The sequence below is a fragment of the Shinella sp. WSC3-e genome (assembly GCF_945994535.1).
Classification (GTDB): Bacteria; Pseudomonadota; Alphaproteobacteria; order Rhizobiales; family Rhizobiaceae; genus Shinella; species Shinella yambaruensis.
Genome location: NZ_OZ000530.1, coordinates 1865226 through 1882898, shown reverse-complemented (window position 1 = coordinate 1882898; position 17673 = coordinate 1865226). Strand labels below are relative to the sequence as shown.

At 66.0% G+C, this 17673-nt stretch carries 17 protein-coding genes; 9 read left to right on the top strand and 8 right to left on the bottom strand.

Going from position 1 to position 17673, the window contains the following annotated elements; genetic code table 11:
• Nucleotides 1-32 precede the first annotated feature (32 nt).
• From AABF56_RS09450 to AABF56_RS09430, 5 genes are all read left to right on the top strand, one after another.
• The gene (locus AABF56_RS09450; protein WP_272805726.1) at nt 33-1616 is read left to right on the top strand and encodes a trimethylamine methyltransferase family protein; all 1584 of its coding nucleotides are present in this window, start codon (nt 33-35) and stop codon (nt 1614-1616) included.
• A 107-nt stretch (nt 1617-1723) separates the two neighbouring features.
• Nucleotides 1724-2416: a ferredoxin gene (locus tag AABF56_RS09445; protein WP_272805725.1), complete on the top strand. Its 693-nt coding sequence runs from the start codon at nt 1724-1726 to the stop codon at nt 2414-2416.
• Nucleotides 2417-2469: 53 nt separating this feature from the next.
• Entirely contained in the window at nt 2470-3222 is a 753-nt protein-coding gene (locus AABF56_RS09440; protein ID WP_272805724.1) for a phosphodiester glycosidase family protein, read from the top strand.
• Nucleotides 3223-3303: 81 nt separating this feature from the next.
• Nucleotides 3304-3825 (top strand): RNA polymerase sigma factor, encoded by a 522-nt coding sequence (locus AABF56_RS09435; protein WP_272805723.1) that lies wholly within the window; start codon nt 3304-3306, stop codon nt 3823-3825.
• Nucleotides 3826-3839: 14 nt separating this feature from the next.
• On the top strand, nt 3840-5927 hold the full coding sequence (locus AABF56_RS09430) for a YfbK domain-containing protein (RefSeq protein ID WP_272805722.1): 2088 nt from the start codon (nt 3840-3842) through the stop codon (nt 5925-5927).
• 389 nt (nt 5928-6316) lie between these two features.
• Here AABF56_RS09430 and AABF56_RS09425 read toward each other — a convergent pair whose 3' ends face one another.
• Nucleotides 6317-6616 (bottom strand): hypothetical protein, encoded by a 300-nt coding sequence (locus tag AABF56_RS09425; RefSeq protein WP_272805721.1) that lies wholly within the window; start codon nt 6614-6616, stop codon nt 6317-6319.
• A 97-nt stretch (nt 6617-6713) separates the two neighbouring features.
• Here AABF56_RS09425 and AABF56_RS09420 point away from each other — a divergent pair, with 97 nt between their 5' ends.
• The gene (locus tag AABF56_RS09420) at nt 6714-7598 is read left to right on the top strand and encodes a LysR family transcriptional regulator (protein WP_244769511.1); all 885 of its coding nucleotides are present in this window, start codon (nt 6714-6716) and stop codon (nt 7596-7598) included.
• Here AABF56_RS09420 and AABF56_RS09415 read toward each other — a convergent pair.
• A complete protein-coding gene (locus AABF56_RS09415) occupies nt 7583-7930 on the bottom strand; it encodes a hypothetical protein (protein WP_272805720.1) in 348 nt (115 codons plus the stop codon). The two genes, AABF56_RS09420 and AABF56_RS09415, sit on opposite strands and share 16 nt — an antisense overlap.
• A gap of 184 nt (nt 7931-8114) precedes the next feature.
• Between AABF56_RS09415 and AABF56_RS09410 the strand changes: the two genes are divergently transcribed.
• Together AABF56_RS09410 and AABF56_RS09405 are read left to right on the top strand one after the other, a co-directional pair.
• Nucleotides 8115-8762, top strand: a complete 648-nt coding sequence (locus AABF56_RS09410; RefSeq protein WP_272805719.1) for a helix-turn-helix transcriptional regulator — start codon at nt 8115-8117, stop codon at nt 8760-8762.
• A complete protein-coding gene (locus AABF56_RS09405; RefSeq protein WP_272805718.1) occupies nt 8759-9898 on the top strand; it encodes a pyridoxal phosphate-dependent aminotransferase in 1140 nt (379 codons plus the stop codon). Before AABF56_RS09410 ends, AABF56_RS09405 begins: the two co-directional genes overlap by 4 nt.
• Here AABF56_RS09405 and AABF56_RS09400 read toward each other — a convergent pair.
• The 6 genes from AABF56_RS09400 to AABF56_RS09375 all read right to left on the bottom strand — a co-directional run bounded on the left by AABF56_RS09400 (nt 9895) and on the right by AABF56_RS09375 (nt 15842).
• Nucleotides 9895-10224, bottom strand: coding sequence for a DUF1330 domain-containing protein (locus AABF56_RS09400; protein ID WP_272805717.1), 330 nt, complete (start codon nt 10222-10224; stop codon nt 9895-9897). The two genes, AABF56_RS09405 and AABF56_RS09400, sit on opposite strands and share 4 nt — an antisense overlap.
• A 170-nt stretch (nt 10225-10394) precedes the next feature.
• The gene (gene bmt, locus AABF56_RS09395; protein WP_272805716.1) at nt 10395-11408 is read right to left on the bottom strand and encodes a betaine--homocysteine S-methyltransferase; all 1014 of its coding nucleotides are present in this window, start codon (nt 11406-11408) and stop codon (nt 10395-10397) included.
• A 324-nt stretch (nt 11409-11732) separates the two neighbouring features.
• Nucleotides 11733-12776 (bottom strand): quaternary amine ABC transporter ATP-binding protein, encoded by a 1044-nt coding sequence (locus AABF56_RS09390; RefSeq protein ID WP_272805715.1) that lies wholly within the window; start codon nt 12774-12776, stop codon nt 11733-11735.
• Nucleotides 12769-13680 (bottom strand): ABC transporter permease, encoded by a 912-nt coding sequence (locus tag AABF56_RS09385; RefSeq protein ID WP_272805714.1) that lies wholly within the window; start codon nt 13678-13680, stop codon nt 12769-12771. The genes AABF56_RS09390 and AABF56_RS09385 overlap by 8 nt, the downstream gene beginning before the upstream one ends.
• A gap of 256 nt (nt 13681-13936) precedes the next feature.
• On the bottom strand, nt 13937-14935 hold the full coding sequence (locus tag AABF56_RS09380) for an ABC transporter substrate-binding protein (protein WP_244769518.1): 999 nt from the start codon (nt 14933-14935) through the stop codon (nt 13937-13939).
• A 763-nt stretch (nt 14936-15698) separates the two neighbouring features.
• Nucleotides 15699-15842 (bottom strand): hypothetical protein, encoded by a 144-nt coding sequence (locus AABF56_RS09375; RefSeq protein ID WP_023517380.1) that lies wholly within the window; start codon nt 15840-15842, stop codon nt 15699-15701.
• A gap of 246 nt (nt 15843-16088) precedes the next feature.
• On the opposite strand from AABF56_RS09375, the gene AABF56_RS09370 reads away from it, so the two are divergent.
• On the top strand, nt 16089-17552 hold the full coding sequence (locus AABF56_RS09370) for a cobyric acid synthase (RefSeq protein WP_272805713.1): 1464 nt from the start codon (nt 16089-16091) through the stop codon (nt 17550-17552).
• The last annotated feature ends 121 nt before the right edge of the window (nt 17553-17673 follow it).

Genomic DNA, 17673 nt, shown 5'->3' with positions numbered 1-17673 from the left:
TCCAGCGCCGGAAGAACAAGGAAAGACGGATCATGAGCGAGGACATTCAGCAGGTGGCAAGCGAGGGCGCCAGTGAAGGCGGCGGACGCCGGTCGCGTGAGGGGCGCGGTGCCGCCGCGCGGCGCGCATCGCGCACGGGAGGCGGTCCGGGCCCCTCGCTGCCCTACATCACCCGCAAGATCAAGGAATACGAGGTCCTCGACGAGGAAGGCCTGCAGCTCATCGAGGCGAATGCCGACCGGGTGCTGGAGGAGATCGGCATCGAGTTCCGCGAGGATCCGGAAGCGCTCCAGCTCTGGAAGGAAGCCGGCGCCGACGTCAAGGGCGAACGCGTGCACTTTCCGAAGGGCCTTTGCCGCGAGCTCCTGAAGACCGCGCCGTCCAGCTTCACCTGGCATGCCCGCAATCCCGAGCGCAGCGTGCATATCGGCGGCAAGGCCACCGTCTTCGTGCCGGTCTACGGCCCGCCCTTCGTGCGCGACCTCGAAGGCAACCGCCGCTATGCGACGATCGAGGATTTCCGCAACTTCGTGAAGCTCGCCTATATGGCGCCGTCCATGCACTCCTCCGGCGGCACGGTCTGCGAGCCGGTGGACGTTCCGGTGAACAAGCGTCACCTGGACATGGTCTACAGCCATATCAAATATTCCGACAAGCCGTTCATGGGCTCGGTTACCGCGCCGGAACGCGCGGAAGACTCGATCGCCATGGCCAAGATCGTCTTCGGCGACGAGTTCGTCGAAAACAACACGGTCATGATGAACCTCATCAACGCCAACTCGCCGATGGTCTTCGACGAGACCATGGTGGGCGCTCTGAAGGTCTATGCGCGGCATAACCAGGCCTGCGTCGTCTCGCCGTTCATCCTGTCGGGCGCGATGAGCCCGGTGACGGTTGCCGGCACGCTGACGCAGATCCTGGCCGAGGTTCTCGCCGGCGCTTCCTTCACCCAGCTCATCCGTAAGGGCGCTCCGGTATTGTTCGGCACCTTCGCCGCCTCGATCTCCATGCAGTCGGGCGCGCCGACCTTCGGCTCGCCCGAGCCTTCGCTCGTTTCCTACGGCGCGGCGCAGCTTGCCCGCCGTCTCGGCATTCCGTTCCGGACCGGCGGTTCGCTCTGCGGCTCGAAGATCCCGGATGCGCAGGCTGCCCACGAATCGGCCAACACGCTGAACATGACGCTGCTTGCCGGCACGAACTTCGTGCTGCATGCGGCCGGCTGGCTGGAAGGCGGCCTCGTCGCCTCCTACGAAAAGTTCATGATCGACCAGGACCAGCTCGGCATGCAGCAGAAGTTCGCCGAGGGCATCGACCTTTCGGAGAATGCGCAGGCGCTCGATGCGATCCGCGAGGTCGGCCCGGGCAGCCACTATCTCGGCTGCGCCCATACCCAGGCCAACTTCCAGACCGCCTTCTACCGCTCGCCGCTCGCCGACAACAACTCGTTCGAGCAGTGGGAGATCGAAGGCCAGAAGCGCATCGAGGACCGCGCCAACGCGCTCTGCCGCACCTGGCTGGAGAGCTACGAGGCGCCCTATCTCGACCCGGCGATCGACGAGGCGCTGCTCGCCTACGTCAAGAGCCGCAAGGACTCGATGCCGGACGCCTTCACCTGAAAGGGTCCCGATCGCGCCAGGGAGCAAGGCGGAGCAACGCGGGTGGCGGACATGATCCAGAAGGAAGTCTGGCGTCCCCACTATGAACTCAAGGGGGACGTGACCCGGTGAGGGGGCGTCGCCCCGATCTCGATACGATCCGTGCGGCTCTGAAGCCGCACGGTCTTTTTTTGCGCGGCACCGTGAACTTCGCCGGGGACGAGGCGGCACCGGACCTTGCGGATGGCCGCCCTGCGGCCAGCGTCGCGCTCGTCGGCAATATCGGCAGCTCGATCTGGCCGGCCTTTTCGCGCTGGCGGGCCGAGCGGGCGGATCGCGGCGGCCCTGACCCGCTCGACGCCTGGTCGAAAGAGGTCGTCCAGGCCGTCGCTGCGGCGGCCGGCGCGACCGCCTGGTTTCCCTCCGATCCGCCCTGGCAGCCGTTCCAGCGCTGGGCGATGCGCGCGGAAGGCCTGAAGGCCTCGCCGCTCGGCATCCTCATCCACCCCGTCTACGGCCTCTGGCACGGCTATCGCGGCGCGCTCGGCTTTTCGATGCCGGTCGCGGATGCGCCTCTGCGCGCCGCGCCGCACCCCTGTGAGCACTGTCGCGACAAGCCGTGCCTGACGGCCTGTCCCGCCGGTGCCGTCCGTCTCGACATGTTCGACGTGCCCGCCTGCCGGGCGCATCTGCGCATGCCGGCGGGGCAGGGCGGCTGCATGGTCGCCGGCTGCCTTTCCCGCGCGGCCTGTCCCGTGGGGGCGGCCTATCGTTACGACGAGGCCCAGCTTCGCTTTCACATGGCGGCGCTGTCGCTTTGATCTTTTGTCGGGCCTGCTGCTAAATTCGCCGCATTGCCGGCGGAGCCAGGGGCATGCGCGCCCTTCTGTTCCTTTCCTTCCTTCTTGCCGCCCTGACCTTGCGGAGCGTTGCCATGGCCGAACCGCCGAAATGCGCCGAGATCGAGCATCTTTCCGGCCGCTACACCGTCTGCACCTTCGACCCCGCGCAGGAGACGATCCGGCTCTTCGGCGCGGCGACGCTCGCCAGCCGCGGCGCGCGCTATGACCAGCTCAACACCCACCTCCTGCGCAACGGTCAGCACATGACCTTCGCCATGAACGGCGGCATGTATCACCCCGACTACGGGCCGGTCGGCCTGCTGGTGGAAGGGGGGCGGGAGGCGGGCGCGCTCAACCGGGGCGATGCGTTCGGCAATTTCTTCCTCAAGCCGAACGGCGTGTTCTGGGTTGGCGAGGGCGGGGCCGGCGTGATGGAGACGGAGGCCTTCGCCAGGGCGGGGCTTTCGCCGCGCGAGGCGACGCAGTCCGGGCCGATGCTGGTCATCGACGGCAAGATCCATCCGCGGTTCCTTGCCGACGGCACGAGCCTGCAGATCCGCAACGGCGTCGGCAGCCTTCCCGACGGGCGGATCGCCTTCGTCATCTCGAACGATCCGGTCCGGTTCCACGACTTCGCGACGCTCTTCCGCGACCGGCTGCACAGCCGCAACGCGCTTTTCCTCGATGGCAGCATTTCCAGCCTCTACGCCCCGGAAATCCGGCGTCACGACCGCAATGCCGTGATGGGCATCATCATCGCCGTCGTGAAAAATCTGCCCTGGTGAGAAATTTTTTCGGAAGGGCACCCAAGGATCGTCGCCCGACGCACGTCTGAAAGGATAGTGCACAGCAATCGGGATGGACCCGTGGAAACAGAACTCGTCGAAAAGGCGGCATCGGGCGACAGGCAGGCTTTCGCCGCGCTTGTCGAGAGCCGCTATGATTTCATCCATGCCGTCGCCTGGCGGTGGTGCGGCGACCGGCAGGATGCCGAGGACGTGGCGCAGGAGGTCTGCATGCGCCTTGCAAGCGCCATCCGCGGCTTCAAGGGCGCGAGCCGCTTCGGTACCTGGCTCTATACGGTGACGCTGAACGCCGCGCGCGACCAGCTGCGCAAGCGGCGCCGGGCCGAATGGCGCGACGCCGCCTATCTGCGCGAACAGGCGGTGCTCGACGGCGCCCCCGCGGAGGACGGCAACGAGGAACTCTGGCAGGCGGTGCGCCAGTTGCCCGAAAAGCAGCGCGACGCCGTGCTGCTGATCTATGGCGAAGGCCTCAGCCATGCGGCCGCGGCCGATGTGCTCGGCTGCGCCGAAACGACGATTTCCTGGCATGTGCACGAGGCCCGCAAGCGCCTGAAGGTGCTCTTGCGCGATGCGGCCGCGTGACGGAAGGACAGACGATGAGTGATCTCGACCTCGAAAAACTCGCCCGCGACAGGGCCCCTGCCGCCGACCCCGCGGCCCGCGCCCGCGCGCTCGCCGCCGCCATGGAGGCGTTCGACGGCGCGGAAAAAAATGCGGCCAGCCCCCAAGGATCGTCCGCAGGCGGGCGTCAAAGCTCCATCTTCAACCGGATATGGAGCCCCATCATGAACCGCAGACTTCTCGCCGGCTCGGCCCTTGCCACGCTGCTCGTCGTGCCCGTCGCCGGCCTCGTGACCTATGAACTGGTGAACAACGGCACCGTGCCGCTCACCGTGACGACGGAGGTCGCCGAAACGTCCGGCGGCCAGGATCTGCGCGCCCGCCAGCAGGAAGCCAAGAAGACCACGCCGAACGCCGGCGAGCTTTCCGCGGCCCTGCAAAGCGGCGAGGCCCGGGACGGCAGCGCAGGGCAGGCGACCGGGGCGGAGGCGAAAGCGGAGGCCGCGCAGCCGACCGACAGGCTGGCTGCCGAGCCTGTTCCGCTTGCCGAAGGCCGGGAAGAGGAGGCCGTCGCGGCCGCGCCGGATTCCTTTGCGCTGGGCGAGGCGGTCGCCACGCAGTCGCTCAGCCGCGCCATCACGCAGCCCTCCGCGACGGCGGACGCCATCGCGATGCCCGTGCCCGCGGAGGACCGCGAGCGTTTCGCCTCGGCCGATCCCAACCCGGTCAAGAGCGTCGCCACCGATCCGGTCTCGACCTTCTCCGCCGATGTCGATACGGCGTCCTATTCCTATGTGCGTCGCGCCCTGCTCGGCGGCGGCCTGCCGGACCGGGAGGCCGTTCGGGTGGAGGAACTGGTCAACTACTTCCCCTATGACTGGAAGGGGCCGGAGACGGCGGAAAAGCCGTTCAACGCCACCGTCACCGTCCTGCCGACGCCGTGGAACAAGGATACCGAATTGCTGCATATCGGCATCAAGGGGTTCGATACGGCGGCGACGGCGCAGCCTGCCGCCAACCTCGTCTTCCTCATCGACGTTTCCGGCTCGATGAACGAGCCGGACAAGCTGCCGCTCCTGAAGGGCGCCTTCCGCCTGCTGGTCGGCAAGCTGAAGGACACGGACACCGTCTCCATCGTGACCTATGCCGGCAATGCCGGCGTGGTGCTGGAGCCGACCGCGGCGAAGGACCGGCAGAAGATCCTCGACGCCATCGACACGCTGCAGCCGGGCGGCTCGACGGCGGGCGCGGAGGGCATCGAGACGGCCTACCGGCTGGCCGAGAAAGCCTTCAAGACGGATGGCGTCAACCGCGTCATGCTGGCGACGGACGGCGACTTCAACGTCGGCCCGGCAAGCGACGACGACCTGAAGCGCATCATCGAGGAACGGCGCAAGAGCGGCATCTTCCTCTCCGTGCTCGGCTTCGGCCGCGGCAACTACAATGACGGCATGATGCAGACGCTGGCGCAGAACGGCAACGGCACGGCCGCCTATATCGACACGCTGGCCGAGGCGCAGAAGACGCTGGTGGAGGAGGCGGGCGCCTCGCTCTTCCCCATCGCCAAGGACGTCAAGTTCCAGATCGAGTTCAACCCCGAGCGCATCGCCGAATACCGCCTGATCGGCTACGAGACCCGCGTGCTCAACCGCGAGGATTTCAACAACGACAAGGTGGATGCGGGCGACATCGGCTCCGGCCACCGGGTGACGGCGATCTACGAGGTGACGCCGAAGGGCAGCCCCGCCGTGCTGAACGACCCGCTGCGCTACGGCAAGGAGAACGCGGCAGCGGCGCCCGTGGCCGAGAGCGGCGAGCTCGCCTTCCTGAAGATGCGCTGGAAGAAGCCGGATGGCGACACGAGCGAACTCGCCACCCTGCCGGTGACCGATGCCAATGCCGTCGCCGACGTGAACGCCGCCGCGCCGGATGTGCGCTTCTCCGTCGCCGTCGCCGCCTTCGGGCAGAAGCTGAAGGGCGTGAGCGCCCTGCAGGACTATGCCTACGGCTCGATCCTCGGCCTTGCGGAAGCGGCGAAGGGCAACGACCCGTTCGGCTATCGTGCGGAGTTCCTGAAGCTCGTCCAGCTCGCCGGCGGCCTTTCCGGCGAGAAGGCGCAATAGGGCAGGCCGCCTTGCCTCAGGCCCGCCGGACTTTGTCCTTGCGGGCAGAGGCAATCGGTACTCCCTCTGCCCCACCGGCCATCTCCCTTTGAGGGCAAGGGATTCGCGCATAGGGGCAGGACGATGCCGCGACCCCTTCTCCCCCGGGGGGAGAAGGTGGCCCGAAGGGTCGGATGAGGGGGTGAGGCAGGTGCGATATTGCAATCATTTACGCCTTCGGTCTCCCCCTCATCCGCCTGCCGGCACCTTCTCCCCCTGGGGGAGAAGGGGTTGCGGCGACGATTGCATTCCATAGGCGATTGCCTTGCCCTCAAGGGGAGATGGCCGACAGGCCGTAGAGGGAACGCCCCGCCATGCGAAACCACCATGCCGCAAGCCGAAGAAACGACCTACGCGGCAGGCTTTTCCTTCGTATCGTGAAGATTGCTTGCGGAGGCGGGCGCGGCATCGCCTTCGCCCCGTCTGCGGGGAGAAGGCGGCGGCAGCCGGATGAGGGGCGCCGTCCAGCGGCGCTCCCTGACCTGCGGCAGGTGGGCATAGCCGCGCTCGCTGCCCTCGACCAAGGTCAGCCCCACATCGCGCAGCAGCCGTATATCCCGCCGCGCAACGAGCAGCCGCAAGGCCTCCCGCTCCGCCTGCCTGCGGCGAAACCGCATCCATTGTTCCAAGAGTTTTCCGATGATTCCCATGGCCTTGCCTTCCCTTGCAGGGCAAGCCAAGCAAAACCGTAGACATTTCACAAACGAATAGCGATTATGGCAGGCATCAGCAAAAGCGATGGCGCCAATGTATCCACCTCTCGAAAGTGACCTGCTCCGCATCTTCGTCGCCGTCGCCCAGGCCGGCAATGTCACGCATGCTGCCGACAGGCTCGGGCGAACGCAGTCGGCGATCAGCATGCAGGTGCGCAAGCTGGAGGAATCGGTGGGCGCGACGCTCTTCGAGCGCGGTCCGCGCGGCGTCGCCCTGACGCGGGAGGGCCAGCGGCTGCTGCCCTATGCGCGGCGCATCGTCGGGCTCGTCGATGAGACCACGGCGGCTATGCGCACGGTGCCGCTGGACGGGCCGGTGCGCGTCGGCATTCCGGAGGAATACAACCAGACGGTCCTGCCCAATGCGCTGGCGGCCTTCGCGGAAGTCCATCCGGATACCGAGGTGACGGTGCTGTGCGGCTACACCGCCCAGCAGCTTGCGGCGCTGGAGGCCGACGAACTGGACCTTGCCATCATCTTCGACTGGTGCGACGGGGTTACCGGCGAGCTGCTGGCGATCGACCCGACGGTCTGGGTCACCTCCGTGGCGCACAACCGGCACCTGGAGCGCCCCATGCCGATCGCCGTCTACTGGCGCTCGAGCTGGTGCCGGGACTTTGCCCTGCGCTCGCTGGAGCGGCACGCGATCCCCTTCCGCATCGCCTATACCTGCGACACCAGCGGGGGCCTGCGCTCGGCGGTCATGAGCGGGCTCACCGTCGCGCCGCTATCGCGCAGCAACATTCCGCCCGGCACGCGCGAGCTGACCGCGGCGGACGGCTTTCCGCCGATCGATGCCTCGCGCGTCGTGCTGAAGCGCAATCCCCGGCGCAGCGGGCCGACCATCGACGGCATGGCCGACATGATCCGCAAATCCTTCGGGCCGCTGGCGGTGCCGGCGGATCAGGCCTTCGGATAGGCCCGTTCGAGGCCGCCCGAGCGGGTAAGGCCGGTACGGAAGGCGACATAGGCGGCATGCTGGCTGGATCGGGCGGCCTCGGTCAGCCGCATCTGCAGGCGCGCTGGCGCCGTCTCGCCCAGCCATTCGCCGAGCCTTTCCAGCTTCAGGGAATTGAGGAAACGGGCGCCGGCGGCGCGGTTGAGATAGAGGTCGAGGCCTTCGAGCAGGTTCTCGTCCTGCTTGGGATTTTCCATCAGAAGGCGCAGATAGGCCTGGTCGGCCTCGCCGAGGGCACCCAGCTTGTCGGCCACGGTCTCCCGGTCGGGAAAGGCTGCAAGATCGGCACTCATGATCGTCCCCCAAGAATCGCTCTGATGCTCATTTCTAACGCAATTCCGGACGCAAAACCGCTGTGGACTTTTGCTGGAATTGCTCTGGATAGACAGGGACAAAGCGGGTCGCCAGCCTGTGACCGAATTTTTGGACTAAAAATCCAATATTGACAAATTATCTATCTTTGGGTTGTTTGTCCGCATGTACGACTCATCAAACGCCGACCTGCTGCTTCGCCAGCACACCGCGACGGCCGCGGCCATCTCGACCCTGCTCTATCCCCATGCCGAGGTCGTGCTGCACGATCTCGAAACGGGATTGATCGCCGGTATCTGGAACGCCTTTTCCGGCCGCAAGGCGGGCATGGAATCGCTCGTCGAGGAGGCGCTGGAGGAGGCCGGCGAGGGCGGCATCTACGGCCCCTACGAGAAGACCGGCGAGGACGGGCGGCGCCTGAAGTCGGTGACGGCGGTGCTGAAGGACGATTTCGGCCAGGCGCTCGGCCTCTTCTGCATCAACATGGACGTGTCGCATTTCGATGCCGCGGCAAAGCTGCTTTCGGCCTTTGCCGGCGCGGCGGCCACCCGCCCGGCCTCGCTTTTCGCCGGCGACTGGCGCGAAGAGATCAACACGGCGCTGCACGACTGGCTGCGCACCCGCGGGCTGGCGCTGACGGCGCTGAAGAAGGGCGACCGGGTGGCGCTCGTCGCCGCGCTCGACGGGCGCGGCCTGTTCCAGACCCGCAATGCCGTCGACCATCTCGCCGGCCTCATCGGCGCCTCGCGCGCCTCGATCTACAATTATCTCGCCGATGCCCGGCGCCAGAGCCAGAAGGACAGGACCCCGTGACCACGCTGCCGGATTTCCGCCTCGAAACCCATTTCTCGCGCTGGGAGTTCAAGGCGCGCCACCACATGACGGCAAGCGATGCTGAGACGATGACCATGTCGGACCTGCTGGCGCTGGCCAGGCCTGAGGATCGCGAGGCCTGGGAGCACGTCGCGCTCGGCTATACCGAGACCTGGGGCGCGCCCGAACTGCGCGAGACCATCGCGACGACCTATGACACGCTGTCGGGCGCCGACATCCTGACCTTCGCCGGCGCGGAGGAGGGGCTTTACTGCGCCATGCTGGCGCTGCTTGCGCCCGGCGACCACGCCATCGTCACCGTGCCGAACTACCAGTCGATGGAGACGATGCCGGTCACCGTCGCCGGTCATGTCACGGGCATCGCGCTCCGGCCGGAAAACCGCTGGCAGCTCGATCTCGACGACGTGCGCGCCGCGCTGCGCCCCGAAACAAAACTCATCGCCGTCAATTTCCCCAACAACCCGACCGGCACCATCGCCGACCAGGCGGTCTTTCGCGGCCTCGTCGATCTTTGCGCCGGGCGCGGCATCCATCTCTTTTCCGACGAGGTCTATCGCGGGTTGGAGATCGACGCCGCAAAACGCCTGCCGCAGGCGGCCGACCTGTTCGACAAGGGCATTTCGCTCAACGTGATGTCCAAGGCCTACGGCCTGCCGGGCCTGCGCATCGGCTGGATCGCCAGCAAGGACCATGCCTTGCTGGCGCGCATGGAGAAGATGAAGCACTACCTCTCCATCTGCAATGCGCGCCCCTCCGAGGTGCTGGCCGGCATCGCGATCAAGGCGCGTGAAACGATCTTCACGCGCAACCGCGCGCTCTGCGCGGAGAACATGGCAAGGCTCGGCGCCTTCTTTGCCGATTATCCGGATCTCTACGAATGGGCCGAGCCGGACGGCGGCTGCGTCGCCTTCCCGCGTTATCGCGGCGCCGACGGCGTCGAGGCGCATTGCCGGCGGCTGGTGGAGGAGAAGGGCGTGCTGCTGCTGCCCTCCAGCCTCTATGTATCCGACCTCCTGCCCGTTCCGCAGGATCGTTTCCGCGTCGGCTTCGGCCGGCGCAACATGGAGGCGGGGCTGTCGGCCTGGCGGGAATTTCTCGCGGAGGAAGCGCGCTAGCCCTTGTGCAGGATGTCGGTCGCCTTGTGGTCGTCGTCGACGCCGTCGATCAGCAGCACGTCGCCATCCGCGTTGCGGGTGCGCAGCGGCAGGATCGCCTGGTAGGCGGGCGAAGCGTACCAGGCCTCGGCGGCGCTGCGGCTCGGGAAGGACAGCATGACGACGTCGCCGGAGAAGCTGCCCTCCAGCACGCGCTTGTTGCCGTCACCGTGCAGCACGAACCGGCCGCCGAAGGGGGCCATGGTGGTGTCGATCGCCTCGAGATAGGCGATGATCTCCGCCCCGAAGGCGACATTGCGAAGATGGGCGAGGGCATAGGTGGTCATGGGTCTCTCCTGTGCGTGGCGGTATGGGAGAAACCTACGGCGCCCTCCGCGGCAGATCGATTACCTTGCGGGTAATGCCGGCGCCTATCTGCTTCCAGAGGTCAGGGCAAGGGAAAGCCGCCCGCGGCGTGGCCGGGGCGGCTGATGATCCTTCGTGCCGGTGGCTGGCCTCAGCCGCGGCGACGGCTGCGTTCGCGGGCGGGCGCGGCGGCGCTTTCGTCGGCGGTCTTGTTGCGCAGCGGGCCGATCGTCTCGATGATCGCGGCGAGCGTCGGGCGTTCGCGCGGCTCGTGCGCGTCGAGCGCCACGCGCATGGCGGCAAGGTGTTCGCAGGACGTGCCGCAGCAGCCGCCGATGATGCGCGCGCCGGCATCACGGGCGAGGCGGGCATATTCGGCCATCAGCGGCGGCGTGCCGGAATAGTAGATTTCCGCGCCGCGATATTCCGGGATGCCGCAATTGCCCTTGACGACGACGGTCGCGGACGGGTCGGCGCCGGTCATGTCGAGCAGCGAGGAGAGGATATCGGAGGCGCCGACGCCGCAATTGGCGCCGACGGCGAGGGGACCTGCGCCGATATCGCCGGCAACGCCGTGGATATCCCGCGGATGCAGGCCCATCATCGTCTTGCCGGCCGTGTCGAACGAGCCGGTATAGACGAAGGGCAGGCCGACCTTGGTGGCGGCTTCCGCGGCGGCGCGGATCTCCTCCGGCGAGGACATGGTCTCGATCCAGGCGACGTCCGCGCCGCCGGCCTTCAGGCCCTCGATCTGCTCGGCGAAGGCGGCGACGGCATCGTCATAGGTCATCGCGCCGAGCGGCACGAGCAGTTCGCCCGTTGGGCCGACGGAGCCGGCGACGATCACCGTGCGCGGCGCCTTGTCGGCGACCGCGCGGGCGATCTCGGCGGCCTTCCTGTTGAGGTCGAAGACGCGGTCCTGCGCATGGTGCAGCTTCAGGCGATGGCGCGTGCCGCCGAACGTGTTGGTGAGGATGATGTCCGCCCCGGCATCGACGAAGTCCTGGTGCAGCTTCGTGATGTTGTCGGGCTTCGCCTCGTTCCACAGTTCCGGCGCTTCCCCGGCTTCGAGGCCCATGGCGAAGAGCGAGGTCCCGGTCGCGCCGTCGGCGAGCAGGAAGGGCTTTTCGGCAAGAAGCTGGGCAAGCGGGTTCGTCGCGGTCATCGGCATATCCTTCTGTTTGTCACATCATATAAAGATTTCTTTATGTGATTGCAACGACGGATTGGCGGCTGGTTCGAGGAAGGCAGCTGAGGAAGGCCACAAACCTCTCTTCCGTCATGGTCGGGCTTGACCCGACCATCCACAGCCGCGGGTGCCGTGTGGACCCTCGGGTCAGGCCCGAGGGTGACGGAGGAGAGGGAAAGGGGTGAGGAGAGGATAGGAGAGAAGAGGGTGAGGAGAGGAGAGGAGAGGAGAGGGAGCAGACCCATTCCCAAACGAGGAAAGGGCGCCCCGGGGCGCCCTCTTTGTTCGTCTGTGGGCGGTTCAGGCCGCCTTCGCCTCGTGGCTGGTCGGCGTCACCATGCTGGAGATGATGGCGTTGAGGCTGATCGCGCCGATCGGCCGGCCCGCCTCGTCGACGACATGGGCGAGCGTCTGGTTGGCCGCCGTCATGGCGCGGGCGGCCATTTCGAGCACCGTGCCCTTGGCGATCGGCATGCCCTCGGGATTGCCCGAGAGCGGCGCCATGATCGTCTCGACGTTGACGACGCGGCCGCGGTTCACCTCTTTCACGAAGGCGGTGATGTATTCGTCCGCGGGGTTCAGCACGATCTCCTGGCCGGTGCCCTGCTGCACGACCATGCCGTCGCGCAGGATCGCGATCTTGTCGCCGAGGCGCAGCGCCTCGTCGAGATCGTGGGTGATGAAGACGACGGTCTTCTTCAGCTCCTTCTGCAGCTCGAGCAGCACGGTCTGCATGTCGACGCGGATCAAGGGGTCGAGCGCCGAATAGGCTTCGTCCATCAAGAGGATGTCGGCATCGTTGGTCAGCGCACGGGCGAGGCCTACGCGCTGCTGCATGCCGCCCGAAAGCTGGTTCGGATAGTGGTTCTCGAAGCCGGCAAGGCCGACGCGGGCGATCCACTGCTTGGCGCGCTTCTCACGCTCCGCCTGCGCCACGCCCTGGATCTCGAGGCCGTAGACGGTGTTTTCCAGGACCGTGCGGTGCGGCAGCAGCGCGAATTTCTGGAACACCATCGCCGTCTTGTGGCGGCGGAATTCGCGCAGGTCGTTCTCGCTCATCCGGCAGACGTCGACGCCGTCGTAGAGCACCTCGCCGGCGGTTGGGTCGATCAGCCGGTTGATGTGGCGGATCAGCGTCGATTTTCCAGAGCCGGACAGGCCCATCACCACCATGATGCCGCCGGCGGGCATGGAGATGTTGATGTCGCGCAAGCCCAGCACATGGCCGTATTTCTGGTTCAGCTCGGCCTTGCCGAGGCCGTTCTTGACCGCATCGACATAGTCGCCGCCGCGGGGTCCGAAGATCTTGTAGAGATTGCGGACCTCGATTGCATGACTAACCATGAATTACCTCCGAATGCTTCTGCAGCCGCTTGCCATAGGCCTGGCTTGTACGGTCAAAGATGATGGCGATGGCCACGAGCGCGAACCCGTTGAGGAACCCGACCGTGAAGAACTGGTTGTTGATGGCCTGGAGCACGTTCTTGCCGAGCCCCCCGACGCCGACCATCGAGGCGACCACGACCATGGCGAGCGACATCATGATGGTCTGGTTGATGCCGGCCATGATGGTGGGCAGGGCGAGCGGCATCTGCACGTTCCTCAGCTTCTGCCAGCCGGAGGAGCCGAAGGCGTCGGCCGCTTCCAGCACCTCCTTGTCGACGAGACGGATGCCGAGATTGGTGAGGCGGATCATCGGCGGCACGGCATAGATGACGACCGCGATGAGGCCCGGCACCTTGCCGATGCCGAAGATCATCACGACGGGGATGAGGTAGACGAAGCTCGGCATCGTCTGCATCACGTCGAGGATCGGGTTGACGAAGGCCTGCACCCGGTCGGAGCGGGCCATGAGAATGCCGATCGGGATGCCGACGATGACGGCGATCAGCGTACAGACCGTCACCATGGCGAGCGTCACCATCGTGTCGTTCCACAGGCCCAATAGCCCGATGGCGCACATGGAGGCGGCGGTGCCGATGGTGATCTTGGTGTTGCGGCTGCCGAAATAGACGATGGCCAGCATCGCGATCAGGATGATCGGCCAGGGCGAGCTGACGAACAGCCGCTCCAGATAGTTCAGAAACCACTGCAATGGCTGGACCATCGCATCGATGATGTTGACATAGCTCCTGACGAGGCTCTTGAAGCCGTCGTCGATGACTTTTCTTGCGCCGCGGATACTCGCGTCACTGAAGGCTGGAAACTTGCAAAGAAAGCCTGGCAACAGTTCGCATAGGCCTGCCATCCTCTTCCCCTCTTCTACCGGAAGTTATTGTCCCGTTCTGCAAGAGCGTTTTCTTGCCTTGCGAACGGGACGGCGCGCACAGGGATATTCTTGTTCTGGTTCCCGGCTTGCAGTCCGTCTTCTCACGAACGGCTGCCTGATACTGTGCTGTTTGCGACCTCTGCAGTTTCTTGAGCGGGCGTCGGGCGGTTTGCCTGCACCCTTGTTCAGGTCGCCGGAAAGCCGGCAGCCGGAAAAGGCTGCCGGCAGGCCGTCGTCAGAGCGCGGCCTTGACCTTTTCCGCGATATCCGGAGCGACCCACTTGGTCCACATGTCCGGATAGGTTTCGAGGAAATGCTTGGCGGCGTCCTCGTTCGTGCCCTGGTTCTCGTCCATCCAGGCAAGCACCTTGCCGACCGTGCCGTTGTCCCACTGGCGCGTCTTCATGTAGTCCATGGCAACGCCGGCCTTTTCGGAGAAGGCCTTGGTCACGACGGTGAACACGTCGGAGGTCGGATAGGAGTTGACCTTGGGGTTGGGGCAGTCCGGCACGGCGGTGCAGGCGTCCCAGTCGGCCTTGTCGTGTTCGACGCCGAAGGAGAGCTTCGTCATCTCGTACTTGCCGAGAATGGCGGTGGGCGCCCAATAGTAGCCGAGCCAGCCGCTCTTCTTCTCGAAGGCGTTGGCGATCGAGCCGTCGAGGCCCGCCGCCGAGCCCGTGTCGACGAGCGTGAAGCCGTCCTTGTCCGCATCCAGCGCGCGGTAGAGATTGTCCGTCGAGACCTGGCAGTTCCAGCCCGAGGGGCAATTGTGCACGGCGCCCTTGGAGGAGTCTTCCGGCGCGGGGAAGAGTTCCGGATGCTTCAGCGCGTCCTGCACGGTCTTGATGTCGGGATGCGCGTCGGCGAGGAATTTCGGGATCCACCAGCCCTCGACGCCGCCTTCCGAAAGCAGCGGCGCGAGCTGGATCAGGCGGCCTTCGGCGATCGCCGCGTCGAGCGGCGTGCGCACGGCGTTGACCCACATTTCGGGCGCGACGTCCGGCTCGCCCTTCTCGTTCATGGAGGTGAAGGTCGGCATCGTGTCGCCGGTCACCAGCGTGACGGTGCAGCCATAGCCGTTTTCGAGGATGAGCTTGTCGACATGCGCGGCAACGCCCGCCGAGGCCCAGTTCATCTCGGCGATCGAGACCTCGCCGCAATCTGCCGCCTGGGCAGAACCGGCAAAGCCGTAAAGGCCGGCAGCAAGGATGGTTGAAGCAAGGAGCTTCTTCATGGATTAAGACCTCCCAGTCTTGGATGCAGCGATCAACCCGGAAGGCAGCGCAGGCTACTGCGTTGTCCCGACTGCCCGAAAGTTTTGCGACAGCCACGGGGATCCGATGCCAGGTGAGGCGAGCCAATCCCCCTGCTGCAGCGACGCCGAGCCTTTTTCTGGTTTGCCGGCGGAACCCTGTCACCGGCGACCTATCTTCGTGCGTCACAAGGGCAGCCTACGGGTTCTCATAGAGAAATCAACCTCCTGTGCGGCCAGGCCATGGCCGCTGGGTTGTCCCGGAGCGCCGAAAGGCTGAAATTCCAGCAACCTTGCGGTGGAAAAAATGGGCGTTTGCTCGCATCAGGGCAAATGATCAGGGTGCAATTCGCGAGGGCGGGTGCGATGGTCGCTGAAAGCGGACAAATCCTGTCCCGAATGCGCCGCTTCGGGCCTTCGATCAATTATCGCAAAAATTTTCAAAAAAGTTCGTGATTCACCTTTGCTTAAGCTTCCGATAACGGTCCGGTAAGGATGTGCCGCTATTGGTTCTTTCACGGCGGGGGACACCGCCGCCTGCTCCGGAAAGGTATTGCGTACCGGGGTGCCTGGGCTCCGACGCGTTCTTGTCGGACGCCGCCATGCGTATTTTGGCAAGCCGTGCATCACCGGAAGGGATGCACGGCTTTCGCCGTTTCAGGGCTGCGAAAGGCAATAAAAAACGCCGCCTCCCGGAGAGAGACGGCGCTGGATACGAGCGGGACCTGACGTCGCGCTCGAAGGATCAGCCGACGTTGCGCGTGCGGATGAAGCCGAGCGGGCCGAGCGGCGCGTCCATGACGACGTTGCGCACGCGGGACTGGCTCTGGGGGGCTTCGCCGTTCCAGGCGATCTGTACGAAGTTCGGCTTGCTGAAGATGAACAGCATTGTCTTTGTCCTTGAAACCCGAAGCCACGCGCCTCGGCTGTGTGATGGCGTTGATATAGGCGTTCTCCGGACGGAAAGCCATGGTCGTTCACGGCGCGATATGTCGCAAAAAGAACAGCATGACAGCCATGCTCGCGGCGCATGGCGACCTTCCGGGAAAAAGCGGCGCCGGCGGCGCGAAGATTGCGGCAAGATTGCGGTAAGTCAGGGCTTTTCGGTAACGAACGGGAATGCTACGAGGGCCGCATGACCAGAACGATCATGCTCCAGGGCACCGGCTCGGATGTCGGAAAAACGGTATTGGTGGCGGGGCTCTGCCGCATTGCCGCCAATCGCGGGCTGAAGGTGCGCCCCTTCAAGCCGCAGAACATGTCGAACAATGCCGCCGTCTCGGCCGATGGCGGCGAGATCGGCCGGGCCCAGTGGCTGCAGTCGCTGGCCGCCCGCGTGCCGTCCTCCGTGCACATGAACCCGGTGCTCCTGAAGCCGCAATCGGACGTCGGCAGCCAGATCATCGTGCAGGGCAGGGTGTTCGGCCAGGCGAAGGGGCGCGACTACCAGGCGCTGAAGCCGAAGCTGATGGGCGCCGTCATGGAAAGCTTCGAGACGATCGCGGACGGCGCCGATCTCGTCGTCGTCGAGGGCGCGGGCTCGCCGGCGGAAATCAACCTCCGGGCCGGGGACATCGCCAATATGGGTTTTGCCACGCGCGCCGGCGTGCCGGTCGTGCTCGTCGGCGACATCGACCGCGGCGGCGTCATCGCCTCGCTGGTCGGCACCCACGCCATCCTGCCGGAAGAGGACCGGCGCATGGTCGCCGGCTATCTCATCAACAAGTTCCGGGGCGATGTGACGCTGTTCGACAGCGGCATTGCCGAGATCGCCCGCTTCACCGGCTGGCCCTGTTTCGGCGTCGTGCCGTGGCTGAGAGAGGCGGCGCGCCTGCCGGCCGAGGATTCGGTGGTGCTGGAGCGGCTCGCCAGGGGTGGGGGCGGCGCGCTGAAGGTCGCCGTGCCGGTCCTCTCGCGCATCGCCAATTTCGACGACCTCGACCCGCTGAAGGCCGAGCCGGAGGTGGACCTCGTCTTCGTGCGGCCGGGCGAGCGGCTTCCGGCCGATGCCGGCCTTGTCGTCCTGCCGGGCTCCAAGTCCACCATTGCGGATCTCCACGAATTCCGTGCCGCCGGCTGGGACCGCGACCTTGCCCTGCACCGCCGCCGCGGCGGCCGGGTCATCGGCATCTGCGGCGGCTACCAGATGCTCGGCAGCCGCGTCACCGACCCGCTCGGCATCGAGGGCAGCGAGCGGGAGGTCGAGGGGCTCGGCCTGCTGGCGGTCGAGACCGAGATGGCGCCGGAAAAGACCGTGCGCAACAGCACGGCCCGCTCCCTGCAATATGACGTGCCGCTCGAAGGCTATGAGATCCATCTCGGCCGCACCACCGGGCCGGACACGCTGCGTCCCCCCGTCAGCATCGACGGCCGGCCGGACGGCGCGATCTCGTCCGACGGGCGGGTGATGGGCACCTATCTGCACGGTCTTCTGTCGAGCGACGCCTACCGCGCCGGGCTGCTTGCCGATTTCGGCATCAAGGGCGGCGGCTTCGATTACCGGGCGAGCGTCGATGCAGCGCTCGACGGCGTGGCGGCGGAGCTGGAGGCGGTTCTCGACCCGCGCTGGCTCGACGGCCTTTTAGCCCGGGCTGATTAAACCGGCCTTCTGAAACGTTCAGCCATCGGGTTCTTCCGCTGCCGGCCTGCCGCACCAAAGTTGCGCCAGAATTCGGTGCGAGGAGTGACGGAAATCCGCCCGGGATCGCCGGGCGCTGGCG